The sequence below is a fragment of the Pseudomonas sp. ASL8 genome (genome assembly GCF_056680355.1).
On the sequence record NZ_CM155278.1, the window covers coordinates 4,827,360 to 4,844,810 of the forward strand.

At 59.2% G+C, this 17,451-nt stretch carries 16 protein-coding genes; 5 read left to right on the top strand and 11 right to left on the bottom strand.

Annotated features, from left to right (window positions below):
* Positions 1-7: 7 nt before the first annotated feature.
* A complete protein-coding gene (locus AC1MEA_RS22260) occupies positions 8-826 on the top strand; it encodes an HpcH/HpaI aldolase/citrate lyase family protein (RefSeq protein WP_480417435.1) in 819 nt (272 codons plus the stop codon).
* Positions 827-934: 108 nt separating this feature from the next.
* Here AC1MEA_RS22260 and AC1MEA_RS22265 read toward each other — a convergent pair whose 3' ends face one another.
* From AC1MEA_RS22265 to AC1MEA_RS22310, 10 genes are read right to left on the bottom strand one after another with little or no spacing between them, the layout of a single operon-like run.
* Entirely contained in the window at positions 935-2,212 is a 1,278-nt protein-coding gene (locus tag AC1MEA_RS22265; RefSeq protein WP_219061874.1) for an MFS transporter, read from the bottom strand.
* A 50-nt stretch (positions 2,213-2,262) separates the two neighbouring features.
* Complete coding sequence (locus tag AC1MEA_RS22270; RefSeq protein ID WP_480417436.1) at positions 2,263-3,243, bottom strand: NAD(P)H-dependent flavin oxidoreductase; 981 nt, start codon at positions 3,241-3,243, stop codon at positions 2,263-2,265.
* 28 nt (positions 3,244-3,271) lie between these two features.
* Positions 3,272-4,192, bottom strand: a complete 921-nt coding sequence (locus tag AC1MEA_RS22275; protein WP_219061876.1) for an SDR family NAD(P)-dependent oxidoreductase — start codon at positions 4,190-4,192, stop codon at positions 3,272-3,274.
* A 30-nt stretch (positions 4,193-4,222) separates the two neighbouring features.
* Positions 4,223-5,377: an acyl-CoA dehydrogenase family protein gene (locus AC1MEA_RS22280; RefSeq protein ID WP_480417437.1), complete on the bottom strand. Its 1,155-nt coding sequence runs from the start codon at positions 5,375-5,377 to the stop codon at positions 4,223-4,225.
* Between the two features lie 3 nt (positions 5,378-5,380).
* Positions 5,381-6,145 (bottom strand): enoyl-CoA hydratase/isomerase family protein, encoded by a 765-nt coding sequence (locus tag AC1MEA_RS22285; protein ID WP_480417438.1) that lies wholly within the window; start codon positions 6,143-6,145, stop codon positions 5,381-5,383.
* Entirely contained in the window at positions 6,145-7,212 is a 1,068-nt protein-coding gene (locus AC1MEA_RS22290) for an acyl-CoA dehydrogenase family protein (protein WP_480417439.1), read from the bottom strand. The genes AC1MEA_RS22285 and AC1MEA_RS22290 overlap by 1 nt, the downstream gene beginning before the upstream one ends.
* Positions 7,209-8,072, bottom strand: coding sequence for a MaoC/PaaZ C-terminal domain-containing protein (locus tag AC1MEA_RS22295; RefSeq protein WP_480417440.1), 864 nt, complete (start codon positions 8,070-8,072; stop codon positions 7,209-7,211). Before AC1MEA_RS22295 ends, AC1MEA_RS22290 begins: the two co-directional genes overlap by 4 nt.
* Positions 8,062-10,212 carry an acetate--CoA ligase family protein gene (locus tag AC1MEA_RS22300; RefSeq protein ID WP_480417441.1) on the bottom strand — a complete coding sequence of 717 codons (2,151 nt, stop codon included), beginning with the start codon at positions 10,210-10,212 and terminating at the stop codon, positions 8,062-8,064. Before AC1MEA_RS22300 ends, AC1MEA_RS22295 begins: the two co-directional genes overlap by 11 nt.
* Positions 10,213-10,242: 30 nt before the next feature.
* Positions 10,243-11,394 (bottom strand): thiolase, encoded by a 1,152-nt coding sequence (locus tag AC1MEA_RS22305; protein WP_449633431.1) that lies wholly within the window; start codon positions 11,392-11,394, stop codon positions 10,243-10,245.
* Complete coding sequence (locus AC1MEA_RS22310) at positions 11,391-11,777, bottom strand: Zn-ribbon domain-containing OB-fold protein (RefSeq protein ID WP_480417442.1); 387 nt, start codon at positions 11,775-11,777, stop codon at positions 11,391-11,393. Before AC1MEA_RS22310 ends, AC1MEA_RS22305 begins: the two co-directional genes overlap by 4 nt.
* Positions 11,778-11,934: 157 nt before the next feature.
* On the opposite strand from AC1MEA_RS22310, the gene AC1MEA_RS22315 reads away from it, so the two are divergent.
* Positions 11,935-12,723 carry an IclR family transcriptional regulator gene (locus AC1MEA_RS22315; protein WP_480918201.1) on the top strand — a complete coding sequence of 263 codons (789 nt, stop codon included), beginning with the start codon at positions 11,935-11,937 and terminating at the stop codon, positions 12,721-12,723.
* 212 nt (positions 12,724-12,935) lie between these two features.
* Here the strand turns inward: AC1MEA_RS22315 and AC1MEA_RS22320 are convergent, their stop codons facing one another.
* Entirely contained in the window at positions 12,936-14,174 is a 1,239-nt protein-coding gene (locus tag AC1MEA_RS22320) for an OprD family porin (RefSeq protein ID WP_480417443.1), read from the bottom strand.
* Positions 14,175-14,438: 264 nt separating this feature from the next.
* On the opposite strand from AC1MEA_RS22320, the gene AC1MEA_RS22325 reads away from it, so the two are divergent.
* The 3 genes from AC1MEA_RS22325 to AC1MEA_RS22335 are packed head-to-tail and all read left to right on the top strand — an operon-like array spanning position 14,439 to position 17,433.
* The gene (locus AC1MEA_RS22325; protein ID WP_480417444.1) at positions 14,439-15,635 is read left to right on the top strand and encodes an acetyl-CoA C-acetyltransferase; all 1,197 of its coding nucleotides are present in this window, start codon (positions 14,439-14,441) and stop codon (positions 15,633-15,635) included.
* A 13-nt stretch (positions 15,636-15,648) separates the two neighbouring features.
* The gene (locus AC1MEA_RS22330) at positions 15,649-16,509 is read left to right on the top strand and encodes an alpha/beta fold hydrolase (RefSeq protein WP_480417445.1); all 861 of its coding nucleotides are present in this window, start codon (positions 15,649-15,651) and stop codon (positions 16,507-16,509) included.
* Positions 16,510-16,542: 33 nt separating this feature from the next.
* Complete coding sequence (locus AC1MEA_RS22335) at positions 16,543-17,433, top strand: MBL fold metallo-hydrolase (RefSeq protein WP_480417446.1); 891 nt, start codon at positions 16,543-16,545, stop codon at positions 17,431-17,433.
* The last annotated feature ends 18 nt before the right edge of the window (positions 17,434-17,451 follow it).

Here is a 17,451-nt window from a genome sequence, read left to right on the forward strand (position 1 = left end):
AGCGGTCATGAATGACAAACTGATGCGCTCGGCGCTGTTTGTGCCCGGCAACCGGCCCGAACGTTTCGCCAAAGCGCTGTCCAGTGGCGCCGACGTGGTCATCGTCGATTTCGAGGATGCCGTCCAGGAATCGGACAAAGCCCTGGCCCGGAAAAATCTCGAAGCGTTTTTGCAGGCAGAGCCGACCGCCCGCGTTTGGGTACGGATCAATAGGGCGAGTCACGCCCAGCATGATGCTGACCTGGCGTTCTGCACAGGCCAATCCGGCGTGTGCGGCGTCATGCTCCCGAAGGCTGAAAGCGCAGGACAGGTCACCCGCGTTGCTGCCACCGGCCACCCGGTCTTGCCTATTATTGAAAGCGCCTTGGGGTTACAGGCACTCGCCGCAATTTCGCAGGTTGCGGGTGTGGACCGGCTGACCTACGGCGGGCTGGACATGAGTCTGGACCTGGGGCTGGTTGCCGGCACCGTTGGCGCTGAATGCATGCTGGATCAGGTTCGGTTCGCCCTGTTGCAGCACAGCCGCCTCGCTGGCTTGGCCTCCCCGCTGGAGACCGTCTATGCCCGCATTGACGACCCCATCGGGCTTGAACACTTTGCCTTGAGCGCGCAAACCAAGGGGTTTGCAGGCATGCTGTGCATCCATCCGCGCCAAGTCGACGTCGTGCATCGGGCATTAGCGCCGACGCCCATTCAGGTGGACTGGGCCAGTCGTGTGCTGGCGGGTGCTGATAAAGCAGGCGCTTTTCAGCTCGACGGACAAATGATCGACGCCCCGGTGATTCAACGTGCACGAAATATCCTGGCATCAGTCAGTAACGCCTGACGCCAAGCGATACTGTTGACGGACCACCGGGATTCCCTGTGGTCCGTTTTGCATGGTTCTACCGCCAATACAGTGGTGGGCCAAGCACCCCCTAGTGGCGTTTCCCTGTTACGCCTTCTGCGGATCGTAGATTTTGTCGCGAATGAAGAGTGCAGGTATCAACGCGGTCACCAGATACGCCAGGCCCATGACCAGCATGCCAGCGGCAATCGACACCTGAGCTGCCAGCAGCCCAATAATCGCGGGAGCGAATGCCGCACCCAGTCGGCCGAAGTTGTAGGCGCCGCCTACTGCCGAACCACGCACACGGGTCTCGAAACTCTCGGTCATGTAGGTTGCGACGACGCCCACCGGAATTCCGTAGATAAACCCGAAGAACACCAGCATGTAGAGGATATTATCGGGAGAGTTGAGGTAAACGATCATTGGGATCAGCACAGCGGTGCCCAGGCAGCCAAACACAAACGTCTTGCGTCGACCTATCCAGTCAGCAACGAATCCAGCGCACACTTTGCCGAAGATCATCGCCGCGTAAGTGCCGACCATGTAGCCCGTCATGGCTTTGAAGTCCATATGCAGCTCGCGCTCCAGATAGGACGGTAACCAGTTGTTAACCCCGTAGTAACCGAATTGAAGGAACCCCGCCGTCAGCGTCCACAAGATGAACATGCGCCGGGCACCTTTGTCGGCAATCAGCGTCTTGAGCGAGCCGGGCTTTTGCTGGACCGCAGAAGCACCACCGGCCTTTTTGATTCGCAGGCGCTCAGCCTGAGCAGCGAGCCAGGCAGGCGGCTCGGGCACAAGCGGCTTGACGAAGAGAGCGAGGACAACGGGCGCGATAGCCACGAAAAACATCCAGCGCCAGCCATGCTCCGGGATGATAGCCCCGGCCATGATGGTCGCGACGACGTAGCCCACGGTCCAGCCAGCCTGAAGCGTCCCCAACACCGTCGTCCGGTATTTGGTAGAGACGTACTCAGACATAAGCGTGTTGCAGGCCACGAACAGTGAGCCCAAGCCCAGTGAGGCGATGAAGCGCACGACTGCAAACTGCCAATAACTGTTGGTAAAGCCGAGGGCCGCAGTGCCGATGGAGAACACTATCGTGGTCCAGAAAACCACCTTGACCCGGCCGAACCGGTCGCAGGCCCATCCACCGTAGATGCCGCCAACCGCCATACCGGCCAGGGTAATACTGCCCAGACTGCCAGCCTGAAAACTGCTGAGCCCGAACTCATCGCGCAAGCTGCTGAGGCTGTATGACAGCAACATTAAGTCCGCACCGTCGGCCAGCAGCCCGAGAAAGCAGAATATGAACACGATCACTTTCGTGCGTGTCGGGATTGCCTGAGTTTGTGCCTGGGTTGAAACAGCGAGCATTTCCATTATTTTTCTTCTCTGAATTGATCTCTGTGTGGAGTGCCCAGCGGCGCAAGCTACTGGATCAAGACATTACTCAGACGCCTGCGAATAATCGTCGCTGCCTGTTCGACGATCCGGTCGATCAACGCCTGACAGGTGGGTACGTCGTCGATCAGCCCTTGCACCAGGCCGGCAGACCAGACCCCATGGTCGGGGTCACCTTGTTCATACACAACGCGTCCCCGCTGTCCCGCGACCAGATGGGCGACCTCCTCAAATGTCGCCCCGCGTGCCTCCATCGCACGCACTTGCTGGCTAATGGCGTTTCGAGCGACCCGGGCCGTATTGTTCAGGCTGCGCAAAATCAGGTCGGTACTGCGTTCATCGTTTTGTACGATGGTCCGCTTGACCTGTTCATGCACCGGGCTCTCCACGGTGCACAGAAATCGCGTCCCCATGCTGATTGCATCTGCGCCCAGCGCCAGCGCTGCGACCAACCCCCCTCCGTCGGCGAAGCCGCCTGAAGCAATCAGTGGGATATTCAGCTGGCGGGCAACGGCGGGGATCAACACCAATCCCGGCACATCGTCTTCACCGGGATGGCCGGCGCACTCGAAGCCGTCGATGGAAACCGCATCCACCCCTAGCGCCGCCGCCTTGAGCGCATGGCGTACCGAGGTACATTTATGGATGACCTTGATGCCGTTGTGCTTGAACTCAGCAATGTGCAACTGCGGGTTGCTGCCTGCGGTTTCGACGATGCCAATACCGCATTCGATGATGGCGGCGCGGTACTCGTCATACGGCACGGGCTTGAGCGTCGGCAATATCGTCAAGTTGACCGCGAATGGCTGATCAGTGAGTTCCCGGCAGCGACGAATTTCATCAGCCAATGCCTGCGCGGACGGCTGCGTCAACGCTGACAATGTCCCCAGCCCTCCGGCATTCGCCACCGCGGCGACCAGCTCCGCCCGCCCTGCCCACTGCATGCCACCTTGCATGATCGGGTGTTTGATACCAAACACCTCGGTGAAGCGCGTCTGCAATCCACTCATCGGCCACCTCCCTTAACATTAGGCATGCTTACACCGGGTCCCAGGAAAAGACGTCGGCGCTGGCTTCCAACGGCAGGAATCCCGCGCGCAGAGCGGGCATGCCGTGTTCGGCAATGAGCTGCGGCGTCCAGCCATCACTGCGCTGAACACTGCGCAATGGGCGACTCTGGCTCATCAGGAACAATTCGTTATTGCGAGAGGCGAACACCTGTCCCGTGACGTCTTGCGCCTGATCAGAAGCCAGAAACACCGCCAGTGGCGCATTTTTGTCGGGGGTCATTTGCTGTAAGCGCTCGACACGAGCCTTTTGCTCGGGGGTGTCGGCCGGAATTGAATCGGTCATGCGGCCCCAGGCAAACGGTGCAATGCAGTTGGAGCGCACCCCAAAACGACGCATGTCCATGGCGATCGTCTTGGACAGCCCAACGATGCCCAGCTTGGCGGCCGAATAGTTGGCCTGACCCACGTTGCCAATCAGCCCCGAGGTGCTGGTCATGTGCACGAATGCCCCGCTCCCCTGCTTGCGAAAATGCTCGGAGGCCGCACGGCTGACAAAGAAGCTACCGTTGAGGTGCACGTTGATTACCGCCAGCCACTCCTCCGGGCTCATTTTGTGAAAAATCGCATCACGCAAGATCCCGGCGTTGTTGACCACGATATCCACCTGACCAAATGAATCCACCGCGCACTCGACGATGCGTTTGGCGTTGTCCCACTCCGCGACGCTGTCGGTATTGATCACCGCCTCGCCTCCACGCGCCTGGATCAGTGCCTGGGTCTGCATGGCCGGGCTTTGCGAGCCACCCTCACCGTGAAGCGAAACGCCAATGTCGTTGATCACCACCCGTGCGCCCGCAGCCGCCATGGCCAGTGCGATAGCTTGACCAATTCCCCCACCCGCGCCGGTGACGATCGCAACTTTGCCTTCAATCGATTGTTGTACTGTCATCTGGGCATTCCTTCGATAGAGCGATAGTTTTCACGCCGACAGGCCTAGTACCTGTTTGGCCAGAATGTTGCGTTGGATCTCGTTACTGCCGCCGTAGATGGTCGTGGGCAGCGACTGGATAAACAGCCCGGCCGGGTAAAGCGCGCGATCCTCGGGTAAAGGATCAAGAAGCGCCGATTGCTCTCCTGCTATTTCCAGCGCCACCTCGTTGATGCGTTGATACAGCTCGGACTGAAAAATCTTGAGCATCGAGACTTCCGCACCCAGAGGTTTACCGCGCCGCAAGGCATTGGCGAACGATTCATAGAGGGCGCGATGGCTGTCCAGATCCAGGTGCAGGTCGGCATAGCGCTGGCGAAACACCGGATCGGTCCAGACCCCGGTCAGTTGCGCCAGACGACGCAAGCGCTCCAGAGCATGAGTGGACTGTTTGGGCGAACCGAGGAAAATCCGCTCGAAACCCAGCAGAGCCTTGGCCATGCTCCAGCCTTGATTAATCTCGCCAACCAAATTGGCCTTGGGCACTTTGACGTCGTCAAAGAACACCTCGCAGAACTCGCCATGCAAGTCGAGGTTAAGGATTGGCCGCACCTCTATGCCTGGGCTGTCCATGGGCACCAACAGAAAGCTGATGCCTGCCTGGGCCTTGGCACTGCGATCAGTGCGCACCAGGACAAATATCCAATTGGCTTCACTGCCCATCGTGGTCCAGGTTTTCTGACCATTTACACGCCAGTGGTCGCCGGCATCAATCGCCTCGGTGCGCAGACTGGAGAGATCAGAACCCGCATTAGGCTCGCTGTAGCCTTGGCACCAGATATGGTCACCGCTGAGAATCTTTGGGAGGTAGAAGGCTTTTTGCTCCTCAGTGCCAAACCGAATCAGCAATGGGCCAAGCATCGTCAGGCCGGTATCCGGTAAGCGGGCGCAACCGTGGCTTTCCATTTCCTCCATCATGATCAATTGCTTGCCGGCGCTCAGCCCCATGCCGCCCACCGCCAAGGGCCATCCCGGCGCAAGCCACCCTTGACGCGACAACAACTGGTACCACTCGCGACTGTCTTCGGTGCCGAGGCGCTTGCGTGGATTGCGCCACTGCTCCGGGTAGTGCGCACGCACCCAGTCACCTACCTGCTGGCGAAAGGTCGAATCGTCCATCGTGGTGTAATCACGTGGCGAGGTCATGTCTCAGGCTCCTTTGAATTGCGCAGGTCGCTTGTCTATAAAAGCCGCCTTGCCTTCGGCGTGATCGGCACTCAAAAACAGTTGGCTCTGCAGCTCGCATTCGCGATCGAGCAAAGCGTCCAAACCCCGCGCCAGCACTGCCTTGCTCAACGCCAATGGCAACGGCGCTTGACGCTCCAGCACTTGAGCGCGACCCAGCGCGACTTCCAATGCCTGACCCTCAGCGACCAAATGATCGACAAGGCCAAGCCGCTCGGCGTCCACTGCGTTCCATTTTTCGCCGTAGAAAATAATCTGCTTGGCGCGGCCGATGCCGACCCGTTGCGGCAGGGTGAACAGCAGGCCCATATCCGCCATAAGCCCCACCTGACCAAAGCTTGCCGCAAAGCGAGCACAGTCACTGCTGACCACGCTGTCGCAGGCCATTGCCAGCGACAGTCCAGCACCGGCTGCCCAGCCTTCGACGGCACAAATAATAGGCTTGCCCATACAGAGCATTTGGCGGATCAAACGATGACTGCGGCGCATTCGCGCACGCCCTGAGCTCAAGTCGCTGACGCTCATGTCAGTAATATCGCCGCCGGCACAAAACACGCCCCCGACACCGGTCAACACCACACTGCGAACCTGCGGGTCCTCATCGGCCTGCACCAGGGCCTCATACAGCAATCCGCGCAGTGCAGGAGAAACCGAGTTGTGGCGCTCAGGGACGTTGATCGAAAGGATCAGGGTGCGCCCGCGCATTTCTTTGAGCAGTGAGTTGTCCATCAATGCACCTCCTCGCAGACCCAAGTCGTGTAGCGCTGCTGGTGATACTGCAGCGAACCGCAGGTATTCATCAGCGTCAGCACTTTGCGCAGGAACAGGCCGATATCCGCTTCATCGGTGTAGCCAATCGCCCCGTGCAGTTGAATCGCCTCACGGCATACCTTTAGCGCCGCTCGTGTGGTGCGTAGCCGCGCAGCGCTGACGTGCAGCTCGCGTTGCCCGGTACTTGTGCCGCTGTCGATGGAGGCTGCGGCCTGTTCAATGGCGGCGCGGCTCAACTCAATTTGAATATTCAGGTCGACCATTCGGTGCTGAAGCACCTGGAAGCTACCGATCGCTTGACCAAACTGCTTACGCACCTTGAGGTAGTCCAAGGTCCGTACAAAAGCACCTTGCATGCAGCCCAACAGGTAAGCGGAGGTTGCCAGCGAGGCTTCGTCAAGGATCGCCGCCAACCGTGACTCAGAAACATCGAGCCTACGGACCGGGGTTGCATTGAAATGCAGGCAGCCAAGGTGCCCACCGTCCTGGGTCAGTTGGCAGTCCACGTGGAGCGTCGCGCTGTTGGCCTCGACCAGCACCAGCCCCTGGTGCGTATTCACCACAAAAGCATCGGCAACAGCGGCAAGGGATACGTTGTCCAACTGCCCCGTGAGCTGCCCATCGCGGACTTCCAACCGCGCTGGCTGAGCCAGGCCGGCGGGCATAATCAAGCGCACACCGCTCAGTTGCTGCTGGCACAGATCCGGTGGTAACAACCCGGCGACCATGACCGCCTCGATCAGGGGCTCTGGCAACAGCCCCTTTCCCAGCTCCTCAAGCAAAGCAGCCAGTTCCGCGGCACCCAGTCCGATGCCGCCAGCCTCCTCGTCCAGGCGCAATCCGACCCAGCCCATGGCGCAAATTTGCCGCCAGCTTTCTCGGTCCATACCCTCGGCACTGAAGCGCAGCGCCCGGATCCGGCTCAGGTCGCCATCGCGGGGCACCATCGCCGCGGCGCTATCGCGTATCAAGCTCAAACGCTCCTGGCGCTCGTCATCCTGTTGAATACCCAATGCCGCGTTCATGAGCGATCTCCATGCAGGGTGACCAAGCCGTTATTGAGCACAACGACGTCACGTTCCAGTACCCGAGAGCGAAATGAGCCATCATTCCAAATCTCAGTGCGAATGGTTTCGCCGGGAAACACGGGGGCACTGAAGCGCACTTTCAGGCTTTTCATCCGCTCACTGCGGTAGTCCGCCACTTCACGCAACACAGCATGGAAAGCCGCGCCCAAGGTGCACAAACCATGCAGGATCGGCTGCTGGAACCCGGCGCGGGCAGCGAAATCAGGGTCAGCATGCAACGGGTTGTCATCGCCATTGAGGCGGTAATACAACGCCTGTTCAGGGCGAGTCGGTAAGTCGACAGTACGATCCGGCGCGCGATCCGGTAGCACGTGAACGTCAGGTTGCGGGGGGGTGAGCGACCCACAGCCACCATCACCGCGCAAGAAGGTGGTACTAGAAGTGGTCGCGATCAGTTCATCAGACTCGACGTCAATCAGCTGCTTTTCGCTGTACAGCAACGCGCCCTTGCCATCCCCCTTGTCCAGCAAGCCGGTGACCCGGGTGCGGCCCAGAATTTCCCCTTCGACGGGCAGCGGCCGGTGCCACTGCACGCTCTGTTCGCCTAACACCAATTTAAGCGCGTTCACACCCGTGTTCGGATTGCCCAGCCAGAAACCCGGATACGCCAGCACCACGGCCATGATGGGCAGCGCACGAAAATTCCGGGCTGAATCGACATAATCCAACGCGTGGCGATCCATCGGGTTCATGCCCATGCCGACCGACAGGGCATAGAACGCTGTGTCCCGACGTGTCAGGTGTTGGCGTACATCCGGGATCGGGTAATTCAGGAGTTTTTCTGGATCAAGCCTCATCGTTGTGCTCCTCGGCCAGGCTAACCACGAGGGCGTCGGCGGCGAAGGCCCCCTGCCCCTCGGGCAAGGCGAACACCGGGTTGAGGTCAATCGACTGCAACGCGTCGCCCGCCCGGCACGCAAACTCAGACAGGCTGGCGAGCATGTGTGCCAGCGCCGGAATGTCCACCGGAGGTCGACCCCGCGCACCGAGTAACAGCGGCGCGCCCTGGATACTGCGGATCATCGCTTCGGCGTCGGTCACCCCGAACGGGCAACGTCGTAACGTCACATCCTTGAGCACTTCAACAAAAATCCCACCGAGACCGAATACCGCCACTGGTCCAAACATCGGGTCACGTTGAATGCCCATAAAACATTCCACCGCGCCACTGATGTGTCGGGCAACCAGCACCCCATCCAGACGGGCGTGTGGGGCATGCTGGCGGGCGCGCTCCATCAGAGTCGCAAAGCCCTCTCGCAAAGCCTCGGGGCCTTTAATATCGAGCAACACACCCCCGATTTCAGATTTATGCAGGATGTCCGCCGAGGCAATTTTCATGACCACCGGGTAACCGATTTGCTCGGCGTAGCGCTCAGCCTCCTCTACCTGCTTCAACACACGCTCCGGTACGCTGGCGATGCCAAATTCCGCCAGCAGCGCCTTGGAATCTGCTTCGCTCAGGGTCCCGGCGGGCAAACTCAGTGGCGTCAACGTTGGCCGCGTAGGCAAAGGACGAGCAAAGGCATCGCCCAGCCGCCCCATGGCATGTATTGCTGTGACGGCTTGGGTCGGATCCTCGAACAGGACGAACCCTTCTTTTTCATAGGGCACCACCTGCTCGGCATCCCCAATCAATGACATCACGAACAGGATGTCGGGATGGGCGTCCTTGACCTTCTTGAATTCGGCGCATAAACGCGGAGCAATGGAGGGAACGGTCCCCGCCTGACTGAAGAACGCGATCACCGATTTATAGCCGCCGTCAGTGATCAGGCTTTCGGTGAAGCTGCTGGCCAACGACAGGTCATTGAGCACATGCGCTGTGAAGTCCACCGGGTTGATCGGCGAGCAAAACGCCAGTTTTTCCTTCAAGACGGCTTGAGCGGCATCGGGCATCGGCGGCATTGGCAGGCCCAGCTCTTCCGCCGCGTCACTGACGATAATGCCGGCCCCACCGCTGATGGTGACCATGCCCAGGCTGTTGCTGACCGGGTAGATTCGCCGGGTCGCGGTATACGCCATGTTCAGCAACTCGGCGCTGCTGTCGGCGCGGATCACGGCATAGTCGCGGAGTACTGCGTCGAATACTTTGTCATCGCCCGCCAGTGATGCGGTATGGGATAACGCCGCACGTTGGCCCAAGGCGCTACGCCCGACTTTCTGCAGAATGATCGGCTTGCGTGCCTTGTGGGCAGCTTCAAGGGCGGCAATGAAGTTATCGACGTCACGCACTGATTCGGCATAGGCCATGACCACGTCAATTTCAGGGTTTTCCACCAGCCAGCCAATAGACTCGCCCAAGGTGATATCCGCTTCATTGCCGGTCGCGACCATGATCGGTGTGCCCAGCCCACGAGCACGCGACAGCCCCAGCATGTGCGCGGCATAAGCCCCCGACTGGGAAGCGATGCCGACTCGGCCCGGCAACGGAAAGCCTCGCTCAAGGCCCGAGGCAAAGCTGCCGTAGTAGCCAATGTTGGAGTTGAACACCCCGGCAGTATTAGGCCCGAGCAGTCGCATGTTCCAGCGCCGAGCCTCGGCGACGATGGCCTCCTGCAAAACAACCCCGTCGCCGCCGACCTCACTGAAACCGGAAGAAAATATCAGCGCACTGCGCGTCCCTCGCTGCCCCAGAGCCCGAACGGTGTCCAGCACTTGCGCCGCCGGCAAGGCGATGATTGCAGTGTCCGGTGTCTGTGGCAGCGCCTCGATACTGGCATAGGCCTGAATACCCTGGACTTCTTCGCGGTTAGGGTTGACCGGCATCAGCAGGCCCTGAAACGCCTGACGCAGCATGTACGAGATGGGGCGACCGCCGATGCGTGTCGGATCCGAGGACGCACCAACCACCGCCACGGAACGTGGCTGCAACAGAGACGTCAGGCTTTCGAAGCGTGACGGGACGGCGTTCGTTGCATGATTATTTTTATCTTGCATGCTGTGCACCTTATTGATTATTCGCAGGGATCAGAGCGTCGCGGCGCTGCCGAGAATGGCTGTAACCTGGCTGGACAACGTCCCTCCGTTGCCATGCAGCAAGGCGATATCGACTTTGGGCAATTGCCGCTCACCTGCATCGCCGCGGATTTGCTGGACGGCCTCGATGATCAAAAACATGCCGTACATGCCTGGATGCATGCAGGACAGCCCACCGCCATTGGTGTTGACGGCCAGTTCACCGCCAGGAGCGATACGACCGTTTTGCACAAACCGACCGCCTTCACCCTTAGGGCAAAAGCCGAGGTCTTCGAGAAACAGGAGGGTATTGATGGTGAAGGCGTCGTACAGCATTACCAGGTCGATGTCGGCGTGGGTAATACCAGCCATTTTCATCGCTCGGGGGCCACTTTCAGAGGCAGCTGTGACGGTCAGGTCGGGCATGGCGACAATCGAACGGTGCCATTGCGCACCTGCCGCACCCAGGAAATAAACCGGGTTGTTCGACGAGTCCCCTGCCCGCTCAGCGCGAACCATAATGCAGGCCCCGCCACCGTCGGTGACCAGGCAGCAATCGGCGGTGCTCAAGGGGTCGCTGAGCATTCGTGCGCTCATCACCTGATCGATGCTCAACGGACCACGGGCGCATGCCTGCGGATTGAGGTTGGCCCAGTGACGCGCCGACACGGCGACTTCCGCGAGCATTTCGCGAGTAGTTCCGTATTGATGCATGTGCCGGCTTGCCGCCAAGGCATAAGCCGAGATCGGGTGGCGCGGCTGATACGGCGTCTCGTGCCACTGCGCCTCGCTCATCGAGACCAATCGCTTGCCCGCGCTGCTCTGATTGGAGCCGTAGCAAATCAGCGCGACATTGCAAAGACCTGCTTGCAAGGCCAATGACGCTTGCAGCAGGTGCATCTGAAAACTCGAACCGCCGACATTAGTGCCGTCAAAAAACGTCGGACGGATGCCCAGGTATTCGGCCACGGATAAAGTCGGGAAGGCGTGCGAACTGCTGGCTGCAAACAGCCCGTCAATCTCAGAAAGCTGCACGCCAGCGTCCTTCAAGGCGCTGATCGTGGCCTGCCCCAACAACTCAAGGGCACTGTAGCCGGTAGCAATGCCTACGCCAGCCTGACCGATACCGATTATGGCGGTTTGCCCCCGCAGCGAACCGCTCATGGCTGCACCTGATCAATCTGCCGAAACACCACTGCCTTGACCCCATCGAGTTCGGCAATATGCGCCTGCAAACGACAACCAATCGGGGCGGTTTCGCAGTCAACAATCCGCGACATCATGCGCGGCCCCTCATCGAGGTCAACCAAGGCGATGTTGTAGGACCCGGCGCGGGAACGATTGACAGTGATCGCATACAGAGTGCCCAAGCCGCTGGCCGGTACCCATTGCAGATCAGTTTCACCACTGCCCGGCACGAGGACGCGCGGATAAAACACGTGACGGCGTGTGCTTGGACTCAATTGCAGCATGAATCGCCCCTCATCGAGGAACGCCTGATACTCTGCCTGCGGCCCTGTCGGGGCGTTGACGGATGTTTGGCTCATGGATCCTCCTGCTTATTTTTATTGATTCAGGTGCACCTTACGGCCCTGGGCGAACCTTGGAGGCGGTTCACGCTTATTTCTGGCCGTTGACTGGCGAGAATTAAAATCTAGAATACATTCACAATGGTGAATGTCAATCCGAATACTGAATATGAAAATAGAAAAAGAAAGCACCACGGCGATTGCGAGCACCCCTGTCCCCAAAGAAGTCGGCGCGGTTGTCAACGCCATCCAGATCCTCCGTCACCTCGCGCAATGCACTGAACCCGAAGGCGTAGCGGCTATCGCCAGGGCAACCGGCGTCAGCCCCAGCAGCGCCTTCAACATCTTGCGCACACTGACCCATGAACAGTGGGTCTCCTTCAATGACAGCGGCAAAACCTATCGCTTGGGACTAGGCCTTTCCGAGCTGGCAGTGAGTTTCATAGGCCACAGCTATGCAGACCTGATCCAGCCGGAACTGGAACGGCTAAGCCTCAATCACCGCATCATGGCGATACTTTGGGAAGTAACAGGTGACAACCATATTCGCGCCATAGCCCGTGCAATCCCGGCCGTCGCGCACGTTGATGTCAGCATTAACACCCGCCTGCCTGAGCTGCTGGGTGCCAGCGGGCGCTGCATTGCAGCCCTGCGCAATCTGCCCGAAGACGAGCTGCGCCGACGTTTTGCACGTCTACACTGGGAAAATCCTCCGAGCTTTGACAGCTACCTGCACGAAGCCCGTCTGACCTTACAGACCGGCTGGGCCATTGATGAAGGCAACCTGTATCGGGGCGTCAGCCTGGTCGCCAGCGCCGTCACCGACCACCACGACCAACCTCGTTTCGTGATTTCTGGCATTGGCATCAGTGCGCAGTACGACCGAGCACAGTTGGAAGCCATGGGCCAAGCCCTAAGCAGTGCATCAGCGTTTATCAGCCGAGCATTGTTTCCGGCGAAATAGCACTGATTATTCTGAATAGTAAATGGCATTCACAATTAAGTTCTGACTTCTGGCCCTGCCTGTAACAGCCAGGCGAACTGCCTGGCTCATATCCTGCCCATGGCGCGGGTCATGTCTAATCGACTGACGGGCGGGCAACGGGGCTGTACCGTTAAAGAAGCACCCGGTACGGGTGGTCCTTTAACGGCTTAAATGGAGCGCGGTTAATTCAGTTATTTGAACGCATAGGTATACGACAGGATCAGCCGGTTTTCGTCGAGGTCTCCTAGCGCATCGGAGCGCACCATAGCGTTGCGCCAGCGCATTCCGACGTTTTTCAGCGGTCCACTCTGGATGACGTAGCTCACGTCCAGATCGCGCTCCCATTCTTGGGCGTTGCTGCCCGCCACCTCAAAACCATCACCTCGCAAATAGCGCGCAAGAAAGGTCAGGCCCGGCACACCAAAGGCGGCCATGTTCACATCGTAGCGAGCTTGCCATGAGCTCTCCTGAGCGCGGGTGAAGTCGAGGATTTGCACCACGTTTGCGACGTTAGGGTCGGCATCCTGCAAGAAGGGAAGCGGTGAACGACCACGGTTATCCTGGTAGCCGACACGCCAGGTATGCCCGCCCAGATTGGCCGACAACAGCACAGAAGTCAGTCCGCTGTCGATCTTTCCTGCCCGCTGGGCTCCCGCCTCGGAGGAATCGAAGTAACCCAGGTTGCCTCCCAGCGTCCAGCTGCCAAGTGTTTGAGTGGCCAGCAGGCCGTAGTAGTTCTGCTGGTAGACATTCTCCAGTTCCGCCCGCCAAAAAGAGGCCGTCAGCTGAGGACCGAACGTATAGGCCGCACCGGCGTAATCGAAACGATCACTGCTCGCCGAATAGTTACCCGTCCTCAGGTCATCATGGTTACCGCTGGAGTTGCGATAGTTGACGCTGCGAAACTGCCCGACATCAATCATCAGATTGTCCACGTCGCTGGACGTCAGGGCGAAACCATTAAAAAACGGTGGCAACAGCCGCGCATCGCTGGACAACACTACGGGAGACTTAGGCATCAAACCACCGACCTTGAGTTCGGTTTTCGACACTTTTGCCTTGAACACCCCCGACAGATCGCTGTACTCGTCGGGCCCAGCGTTACCGAAGGCGTTAGGCAACAAACCAGTGCCCGCGCGAGCGTCTGATGAGTCCAGCTTTACCCCTAGCGCGGCGTACAGGTCCACGCCAAAGCCAATCGGACCTTCGGTGTAGCCTGATTTGGCATTGAACATGAAGCCCTGCGCCCATTCCTCGCGCTTGGACTGAGGCGCATTGTCTTGGCGAAAATCACGGTTGAAGTAGAAATTGCGCAGGCTGAGCGTGGTGCTGCTGTCGCCGAGAAAGTCAGCGTGGGCGATACAAGGAAGGGCCAGGATTGGCGCAATGCAGGTAAGTGCGCACGCGTGCGCCAGGGGAAGCTTTTGCATGGGGGTGGTTTCCGATAATTGTTTTTATTAGGTCGCCACGGCGTCGGACGCCCAGGGCAAAGCCAGCATGGGCAGCCCGTTACAGATTGGGTATTGGGATTTGCTTAAGCGGCACTTGCGCAGAGGAAAACACACACCCGCAAAGGGCTGTGGTTAAGCAGTACGAAACGCAGCCTTTTGCTAAACGAAATTGTGTGTCAGACCAACCACCGCCATGCTGGTTTGAACCTGTCGCACACGCCCATAATAAAAGGTACTAGCGTGATGAAAGACGCTTTGATCGTGTCGCCCCTTAGAACGCCCATCGGCAAATTTGGCGGTGCCCTCGCCTCGCTGACAGCCGACCACCTGGCGGCTACCGTGATTCGTACCCTGGTGAGTCGCCTGAATATTGCCCCTGACTCGCTGGATGAAGTCATTGTTTCCCAGTCTTACGCCAACAGTGAAGCGCCCTGCATGGGCCGTTATGCTGCACTGCTGGCCGACCTGCCCATCGAGGTACCGGGTTACACGCTTGACCGACGATGCGGTTCGGGCCTGCAGGCCATCGCCGATGCCGCGATGCGCATCCAGATAGGCCACGCCGAAGCTGTCATGGTCATCGGCGTCGAAAGCATGAGCAACATCGAGTACTACAGCAACGACATGCGCTGGGGCGCGCGGGCTGGCAGCGTGAAAATGCACGACCGCCTGGAACGAGGCCGTGAGCGCTCACAACCCGAGGCGCGTTTTGGTCGCATCTCGGGCATGCCGGAGACCGCTGAAAACCTGGCCCGCGATTACAATATTTCTCGTGAAGAAGCTGACCGATTCGCCGTGCGCAGCCACTTGAATGCCGCAACGGCGTGGCGCGAAGGGCGTTTTGCCGATGAGGTCATTGCCCTTGACGTGCCCCGCAAACGTGGCGCAAGCGAACGCGTGAGCATGGACGAAGGTATCCGCGCCGATGCCAGTGTAGAAAGCATGGCAAGCCTGCGCACACTGTTGCCCGACGGGGTTTGCACGGCAGGCAACTCCAGCCAGCAAAATGATGCCGCTGCCGGTTGCCTGGTGGTGTCCCGCGAATACGCAGCACGTCATAACCTGCAACCGATCGCCCGGCTGGTGGACTGGTCCTCAGCGGGCTGCGACCCGGCACGCATGGGTATCGGCCCGGTCCCTGCCGTAGCCAAACTGCTTCAACGCACAGGTCTGAGCCTGGCCGACATGGGCCTGATCGAGGTCAACGAAGCATTTGCCGCACAGGCGCTGGCGGTGTTGCGCGCCTGGGACATCCAGGATATCGAACGGGTCAATGTCAACGGTTCGGGTATTTCTTTGGGGCATCCGATTGGCGCTACCGGCCTGCGCATCATGACCACCCTGCTCCATGAAATGCGCCGACGCGGTGTGCGTTATGGTCTGGAAACCATGTGCATCGGCGGCGGCCAAGGTATGGCCGCGATCTTCGAGCGCGTTTGAGCGAGGCAGCGACATGAATTGGGTGAAGGTAAACGACCATGTGCTGCGCTATGAACTGGGCCCCACGACCGGGCCTGCGCTGGTATTGATTCATGAAATGGGCGGCGCCCTGGAGAGCTGGGACCAGGTCTGCACCCTCCTCCAAGGGAAGTTCCAGCTACTGCGCTATGACGTACGCGGCTCAGGGCTTTCGGAAAAAATTGTCGGCGAAATCGACCTCGATGCACACATCCACGATCTCGCTGCATTGCTGGACACGCTGCAGATCAAGGGTCCCCTGGCATTGGCCGGTGTTGCGGTGGGCGCAGCCATTGCCATTCGTTTCGCGGCCCTTTATCCCGAGAGAGTCAGCCACCTGATCGGATTGGCGCCTGCCTGTGGAGTGGCGCCCACAGCCCGCGAGGCCACCCTGGAGCGCGCCAACACGATTCGCCACGAAGGCTTGAAAGCACTGATCCCGGCGCTGCTGGACAAGACCTGGCCCGCGCCGTTACGGACTGACGCGGCAGCATTCGAGCGTTTCAGCCTGCGCTGGCTAAGCGCGGACCCACAAAGTTTCGCCGCTATCTTCGCCATGCTTGCGCGCATGGAGCTTGAGGATGACCTGCTGCGCTTGCCACTCCGCACACTGCTGATCGCAGGTGAATATGATGGTTTGCGCCCGATCGAGGAAATCAATCGGCTCGCGGGATTTGCCAACCATATCGAAGCGCTGCAAGTGGCCTCGGGGCATTTTATGCCCGTACAGAGCCCGCTCTGGGTCAGCGCCCTGCTTGAGCAATACATCCTTGAGGACCGTGCAGGGGCCGAAATTTATCTCGCTTTCATGGCCAACCCTGAACACCGGGTCGCCGCCAGCGGGCACGCCGCCTAGCTGAATCCTATAAGAGAAAAGAGGAAAAACACCATGATGCAGTCACGCATGATCGGCGATATCAAAGTCACCCGTATCCTGGAATACGCAGGGCCGACCCACGATCCCGCCTTCCTGTTCCCCTCTATCGACCGCAGCGTGCTCGACGAGCACCAACAACTGATGGCACCTAATCACTGGGTGCCGCACATGAATAAATTGATCGTGACAATCCAATTCTGGGTGGTCCACGCCGGCAACAACATCATCGTCGTTGACACAGGTGTCGGAAATTTCAAGCCGCGTGCGGGCATCCCCCGGATGAACATGCTTAATACCCTGGTGCGTGAATGGATGATCGCCGCTGGAGCGGCTCCGGAAAAAGTGACCCATGTCGTATTGACGCATCTGCACGCCGATCACGTCGGCTGGAACACCACATGGCAAGACGGACGCTGGGTCCCGACCTTCCCCAACGCTCGTTACTACATTCCCAAGGAAGACTTCGTGTTCTGCAAGGAAGGCAAGAATAAGGAAACTGGCGTCATCGACGTGTTTGGCGATTCGTTCTTTGACAGCGTGATGCCGATCATCGACGAAGGGCTTGGGGTAATGATTGAGCCGCCGCAGGAAATCGCCGATTGCCTGGTGGTCGAACCTGCGCCAGGACACAGCCCTGGGCAAGTGGCATTCCGCGTACGCTCTCGCGGTGAGGAAGGTCTGTTCTGTGGCGACATTTTGCACAGCCCTATTCAGATCGTGCGTCCAGACGTGAATTCCGGTTATTGCATCTGGGAAGATACGGCTCGCAAAACGCGAATGGAGTTCCTGAACCGCGCCGCTGATCGGGAAGCGCTAATCATGCCGGTGCACTTTGGCGAGCCACACTGCGGTTATATCCGGCGCCAGGGCGATGGCTTTCGCTTTGAGCCGGCGCAGTGGTAAACCCTTGGGCTAGACGCT

What these genes read in the sequence shown, in the direction of transcription:
- AC1MEA_RS22260 (WP_480417435.1), top strand. Translation starts at nt 8, where the DNA reads ATGAATGACAAACTGATGCGCTCGGCGCTGTTTGTGCCCGGCAACCGG.
- AC1MEA_RS22265 (WP_219061874.1), bottom strand. Translation starts at nt 2,212, where the DNA reads ATGGAAATGCTCGCTGTTTCAACCCAGGCACAAACTCAGGCAATCCCG.
- AC1MEA_RS22270 (WP_480417436.1), bottom strand. Translation starts at nt 3,243, where the DNA reads ATGAGTGGATTGCAGACGCGCTTCACCGAGGTGTTTGGTATCAAACAC.
- AC1MEA_RS22275 (WP_219061876.1), bottom strand. Translation starts at nt 4,192, where the DNA reads ATGACAGTACAACAATCGATTGAAGGCAAAGTTGCGATCGTCACCGGC.
- AC1MEA_RS22280 (WP_480417437.1), bottom strand. Translation starts at nt 5,377, where the DNA reads ATGACCTCGCCACGTGATTACACCACGATGGACGATTCGACCTTTCGC.
- AC1MEA_RS22285 (WP_480417438.1), bottom strand. Translation starts at nt 6,145, where the DNA reads ATGGACAACTCACTGCTCAAAGAAATGCGCGGGCGCACCCTGATCCTT.
- AC1MEA_RS22290 (WP_480417439.1), bottom strand. Translation starts at nt 7,212, where the DNA reads ATGAACGCGGCATTGGGTATTCAACAGGATGACGAGCGCCAGGAGCGT.
- AC1MEA_RS22295 (WP_480417440.1), bottom strand. Translation starts at nt 8,072, where the DNA reads ATGAGGCTTGATCCAGAAAAACTCCTGAATTACCCGATCCCGGATGTA.
- AC1MEA_RS22300 (WP_480417441.1), bottom strand. Translation starts at nt 10,212, where the DNA reads ATGCAAGATAAAAATAATCATGCAACGAACGCCGTCCCGTCACGCTTC.
- AC1MEA_RS22305 (WP_449633431.1), bottom strand. Translation starts at nt 11,394, where the DNA reads ATGAGCGGTTCGCTGCGGGGGCAAACCGCCATAATCGGTATCGGTCAG.
- AC1MEA_RS22310 (WP_480417442.1), bottom strand. Translation starts at nt 11,777, where the DNA reads ATGAGCCAAACATCCGTCAACGCCCCGACAGGGCCGCAGGCAGAGTAT.
- AC1MEA_RS22320 (WP_480417443.1), bottom strand. Translation starts at nt 14,174, where the DNA reads ATGCAAAAGCTTCCCCTGGCGCACGCGTGCGCACTTACCTGCATTGCG.
- AC1MEA_RS22325 (WP_480417444.1), top strand. Translation starts at nt 14,439, where the DNA reads ATGAAAGACGCTTTGATCGTGTCGCCCCTTAGAACGCCCATCGGCAAA.
- AC1MEA_RS22330 (WP_480417445.1), top strand. Translation starts at nt 15,649, where the DNA reads ATGAATTGGGTGAAGGTAAACGACCATGTGCTGCGCTATGAACTGGGC.
- AC1MEA_RS22335 (WP_480417446.1), top strand. Translation starts at nt 16,543, where the DNA reads ATGATGCAGTCACGCATGATCGGCGATATCAAAGTCACCCGTATCCTG.